This window comes from Spirochaetota bacterium (assembly GCA_026414805.1).
GTDB lineage: Bacteria > Spirochaetota > UBA4802 > UBA4802 > UB4802 > UBA4802.
Genome location: JAOAIH010000036.1, coordinates 27,668 through 32,706, shown reverse-complemented (window position 1 = coordinate 32,706; position 5,039 = coordinate 27,668). Strand labels below are relative to the sequence as shown.

The window sequence follows — 5,039 nt, the reverse complement described above, 5'->3', positions numbered from 1 at the left end:
GTGCAGTTAGGGAAGACATTTGCAGAACGATTAGCAAAATTCATGCGGTATGATGAAGTTTACCGCAAGAGGTATTCAATTGCTGGGTGGGTGTGAGGGGTCAGAGCATATAAAAATCCCCATTACATTCCTCATACCCATTGCACTTTCAACATGGTTCAATGGAAAGGGTTATGGGTTACTGTATACGTTTCTTTTACCTGTAATACGATTTTCATTTGTTTCATTTATATGGAGAGTTCCATGGTCAATGATGGAATCAACAGTAAATATGATTATACAGATTCTTGTCTTCATTGCATTTTCACTTACTATAGAAAAAGTTGCAATGGAAAATAAAAAGCTAGAGGAAGAAGTTACTTTACTGCAGGGGATACTGCCAATATGTTCTTACTGTAAAAAAATACGCGATGAAAAAGGTACATGGCAGCCAATAGAACATTATATAAGTCAACATAGTGATGCATTATTTTCTCATGGATTATGCCCTGATTGTTTGTAGAAATATTATGGCAATTTAATGAAAAATAAATAATACACTGATATATCCAAAATCATGTATAAATAGAATAAGTAGTAAAATTCTTGATTATGCAATCATGATAGTGTATACTTTCCATTATGGAATACTCTACAGCATTACGCCCGTTTATCATCAAACGGCTTGAGCAAATAAAAAAAGCGGATATTCTTATTGGCATACCATGCTTTAATAACGAATCTACTATCGCCAATGTCATGAGTATGGTGAGCGATGGATTATTCAAATATTATAATGATCTTCGCCCTGTCATTTTTGTATCAGATGGTGGTTCCACTGATGATACCCGCGACATTGCACAGTCCATTGAATTGAAACCATGGCAGGAGCGCATCATTCAAATATACCGCGGTGTTGCTGGCAAGGGTTCGGCATTCAGGGCAATCTTTGAGGCTGCACATATTCTTGATGTTGATGCGTGCATGGTAGTTGATTCCGATCTGCGGAGCATCTCTCCTGAATGGGTACAGCGGCTGCTATCGCCCGTACTTGAAAAAAAGTATGAGTTTGTTGCACCCGTGTATACCCGTTACAAATATGACGGGACTATCACCAATAATATTGTATATAATATCATACGTGCAGTATTTGGCAAACGAATTCGCCAGCCCATTGGTGGCGACTTCACATTCTCAAAACGCCTGGCGCAATTGTATCTGGATAAACCAGTGTGGACCACCGATATCGCACGTTTTGGCATAGATATATTTATGACAGTTAATGCAATAGTGAGCCATGTAAATATATGCCAGGCAAATTTAGGGGTTAAGATTCATGATGCAAAAGACCCAGCCCAATCGTTGGGGCCAATGTTTGTGCAGGTGATTGGTACACTGTTCAGACTTATGGAGCACTATGAGCCGTACTGGAAAAATATTGAAGGCAGCAAACCGGTGCCAACTTTTGGGGATGTTGCAAAGGTTGAGCCTGAGGCAATAGAAGTAAATTTGCCACGGCTTGTGAATGAATATAAAACAGGTTTTATGCAGTTTCAAGCACTGTATAAGGAAATGTTCAGTAATGAAGTATATTCCACACTTGAAACTTCATCACGTATGGATGTTGACCTGTTTAATATTCCAGTCGAAATCTGGGTTAAAGTTGTTTATGAACTATCTGCAATTTACCACACCTGGCAGATAAATAAAGTAAGGCTAATCAGTCTCATGGTGCCACTGTACTTTGGCAGGATTGCCTCATTTATAAATGAAACATTTCACATGACTTCCATTGAAGCTGAAGAAGTAGTGGAAGAACAGGCACAGGTGTTTGAACTGTATAAACCATTTTTGCTTGAACGATGGCAGTCAAAAGGCAAGAATATAGAACTATGAGTAGCATTTCAAAAATGCCAACAATAATAGGGGCGATAGTTGGTGACATTATTGGCTCTGTATATGAAGCAAGTCCTATTAAGAAAACTCAATTTGATTTATTCAACCCATATGCAACATTTACCGATGATACTGTATTAACAATAGCAATTGCAGATTGCATTCTGCATAAGAAGGATTTTGCACACACATTGTGGGAGTATGGTAATCGTTATCCTCACCGTGGATATGGTGGAGCATTTTATAGCTGGTTGCAATCATGCAATTTGAAGCCTTACAATAGTTTTGGCAATGGTTCAGCCATGCGCGTAAGCCCTGTGGGATTTGCATATACTTCACTGCATGATGTTTGTTCAATTGCTGAAAAAACAGCTGCTGTCACGCATAATCATCCCCAAGGCATTAAAGGAGCGCAGGCAGTTGCAGCAAGTGTGTTTTTAGCAAAACAGGGGAAATCAAAAGAGGAAATCAAACATTATATTGCTCACACATTTGGGTATAATTTAGAATATACAATTGATGAGATTCGCCCATCCTATCACTTTGATGTTACCTGTCAGGGTTCAGTACCACAAGCTATTGTAGCTTTTTTAGATAGCACTGATTATGAAAGTGCAGTGCGGCTGGCAATTTCATTAGGAGGTGATGCTGATACACAGGCTTGTATTGCTGGAGCTATCGCCACAGCATTTTATAAAAGCATACCAGCTGCACTAATAGAGTATGCGTATAGCAAGTTGCCTGGTGAGTTTATTGATATAATCAAAGAGTTTGATACGCGCTACGGTTAATCTATTCTTTGAGGAGTTCCCACAATACAATGCCACAGGCAACCGCTGCATTCAGTGATGACACTTTGCCTTTAAGCGGGATGCGTACAATTACATCGCATAGGCTTTGTGTCAGGTGGCGCATGCCACTACCTTCGCTGCCAATGACAAGCACTGCTGGCTTATAGGCTGTTAGTGTAGTTAAGCCTTGCGTTCCCTTATCGCTGGTACCTATTACCCAAAAACCAGCTTTCTTTGCATCATCCATGAATCGAGCCAGGTTTGCCATCCTATGAACTGGTATATGGGCCGTTGCTCCTGCTGAAGCTTTAATAATTGTTGGAGTAATTTCCGGAGCATGAGCTTTTGTGAGCACTACTGCGCTGCCACCTAATGCTTCAGTAGTGCGTATGATTGCACCAATGTTGTGAGGGTCGGTTATCTCATCGCAGGCAACTATCACGCCTTTTTTGGCAGCAATTGTGTGCAGGTCAAAATCTTTTTCATCTTTTTGTGGGCGATAGCTCATAACAAGAGCCACACCTTGATGATTTGCATCACAGTGTGTAGCAAACCAGCTTTTGTGTACCTTCTGTATGGGAATGTTTTTGCTGCGAGCTGTAGCAATAATTACGTCGATGATTTTGCCATGTGCAGTATCAGAAACGTAGAGCGTTGCCTGCCCTTCCACTTCAGAAAGGTATTCCAGCACAACCTTGCGCCCTGCTACGATTTGACTATCCACCGTGTTCCCTCTTTGGTGTCCTGAATGATTATGCCTTTGTCAAGAAGCAACTGACGTATTTCGTCAGCACGAGCAAAATTTTTTTCTTTGCGGGCTTTGTTACGTTCTTCAATTAATGCTTCAATTTCATCTTTGTTTATCTGTGATGCTTCCGCAAAAAAGATAAACCCAAAAACAGTATCTATCTTTTTTAAAGTATCCATAACTACCATGGCATCTGTTTTGCTCAATGACCCTGCATCAATCATTGTGTTGATATCGTGTACAAAGTCAAAGAACACCCCGGTGCCGCCAGCAATATTCAAATCATCATCAACAGTTTCAGTGAATGCAGTAATAAATGAATTGCACCTGTCTATAACCATTTGATTACTTGGCGCATCATGTTTTATATCATTGAGGCGTGCAATAAGGTTGTCAATTCTAAGCAATGCCCCTGCAGCTTGATGTAATCCATCAAATGTAAAGTTGAGCTGTTTGCGGTAGTGTGCGGTTAAAAGCAGGTACCGTATAGCTCGTGGCGAATAGCCTTTGTTAAGAAGATCACGCAGTGTATAAAAATTGCCAAGCGATTTTGACATCTTTGAGCCTTCTACCAGCAGGTGTTCAACATGGATCCAGTAGCGCACAAATGGTTCATCGTAAGCTGCTTCGCTCTGAGCTATCTCATTTTCATGATGGGGGAAGATCAAATCCACACCGCCGGTGTGAATATCAATGGTGGTGCCAAAGATTTTGCGTACCATTGCTGAGCACTCAATATGCCACCCGGGCCTGCCTTTGCCAAATGGTGTTTCCCAGTAGGGCTCATTGTCTTTAGGGGCTTTCCATAAAGCAAAGTCGCGCACATCTTCCTTGCTATATTCATCGGCATCATAACGAGCACCTGCTTTAATATCCATGCTGGTAACATTGCTTAAACGCCCATACCGGTGAAATTTTGCAATGCTGAAGTAGATGGAACCGTCTTTTTCATAAATAAGGCCTTTCTTTTCCAGTTGAGCAATAATATCTATCATGGCATCAATTGATTCTGTTGCTCGTGGGTAATGTTCCACCGGTTCAATGTTCAACGTTTTAAGGTCTTCAAAGAATATTTGTGTATATTTATCAGTATATTCACGCAGGGTAATGCCTTCTTTAAGAGCACCAGCTATGGTTTTGTCATCTACGTCGGTAATATTCATAGCGTGGTTCACTTTGAAACCGCGGAATTTAAGGTATCGTCGTAAGAAGTCATTAAATACAAATGTGCGGAAATTACCAATATGCGCAAAACTATATACAGTAGGCCCACAGGAATAAATGGTAACAGGTGGATAATCTTCTATTTTATCTTTAGGTACTCCACCTGGTGTAAATGTTTCCAGCTTGCGTGTCATTGTATTGAAAATTTTCAGAGCCACAGTTATTCCTCCCAGTGTAAGCAAAGAGTTTATTACCATATACGTAGTACACAAGCAAATAGGTCAAGAATAAAGAGAAAATATTCTACATTAATCTTCCAGTATATGCTCTTCTACTGGAACGTACTCAATAATTTTTTCTTTTACTTCTATTGATGCAGGAGGTGAGGGGATTTCGGGGGGTGGCGTATAGGCTTTTGTAAAATCAATTTTGTTAAAATCTTCAGGCGATAGTTTATAATA

5 protein-coding genes are annotated in these 5,039 nt (G+C 40.2%); 3 read left to right on the top strand and 2 right to left on the bottom strand.

Annotated elements, in window-relative coordinates:
* Window positions 1-79 precede the first annotated feature (79 nt).
* The 3 genes from N3F66_08785 (at window position 80) to N3F66_08775 (ending at window position 2,666) form a co-directional block, all read left to right on the top strand.
* A complete protein-coding gene (locus N3F66_08785; GenBank protein MCX8124245.1) occupies window positions 80-502 on the top strand; it encodes a hypothetical protein in 423 nt (140 codons plus the stop codon).
* 119 nt (window positions 503-621) lie between these two features.
* Complete coding sequence (locus N3F66_08780) at window positions 622-1,875, top strand: glycosyltransferase (GenBank protein ID MCX8124244.1); 1,254 nt, start codon at window positions 622-624, stop codon at window positions 1,873-1,875.
* Between the two features lie 14 nt (window positions 1,876-1,889).
* Complete coding sequence (locus tag N3F66_08775) at window positions 1,890-2,666, top strand: ADP-ribosylglycohydrolase family protein (protein ID MCX8124243.1); 777 nt, start codon at window positions 1,890-1,892, stop codon at window positions 2,664-2,666.
* Window position 2,667: 1 nt separating this feature from the next.
* On the opposite strand, the gene rlmB is transcribed toward N3F66_08775, so the two are convergent.
* Together rlmB and cysS are read right to left on the bottom strand one after the other, a co-directional pair.
* Window positions 2,668-3,390 carry a 23S rRNA (guanosine(2251)-2'-O)-methyltransferase RlmB gene (rlmB, locus tag N3F66_08770; GenBank protein ID MCX8124242.1) on the bottom strand — a complete coding sequence of 241 codons (723 nt, stop codon included), beginning with the start codon at window positions 3,388-3,390 and terminating at the stop codon, window positions 2,668-2,670.
* Window positions 3,372-4,796, bottom strand: coding sequence for a cysteine--tRNA ligase (gene cysS, locus N3F66_08765; protein MCX8124241.1), 1,425 nt, complete (start codon window positions 4,794-4,796; stop codon window positions 3,372-3,374). The genes rlmB and cysS overlap by 19 nt, the downstream gene beginning before the upstream one ends.
* Window positions 4,797-5,039 lie beyond the last annotated feature (243 nt).

Excerpts from the sequence above, each read along its gene's own strand:
- N3F66_08780 (MCX8124244.1), top strand. The coding sequence starts at position 622 with ATGGAATACTCTACAGCATTACGCCCGTTTATCATCAAACGGCTTGAG.
- N3F66_08775 (MCX8124243.1), top strand. The coding sequence starts at position 1,890 with ATGCCAACAATAATAGGGGCGATAGTTGGTGACATTATTGGCTCTGTA.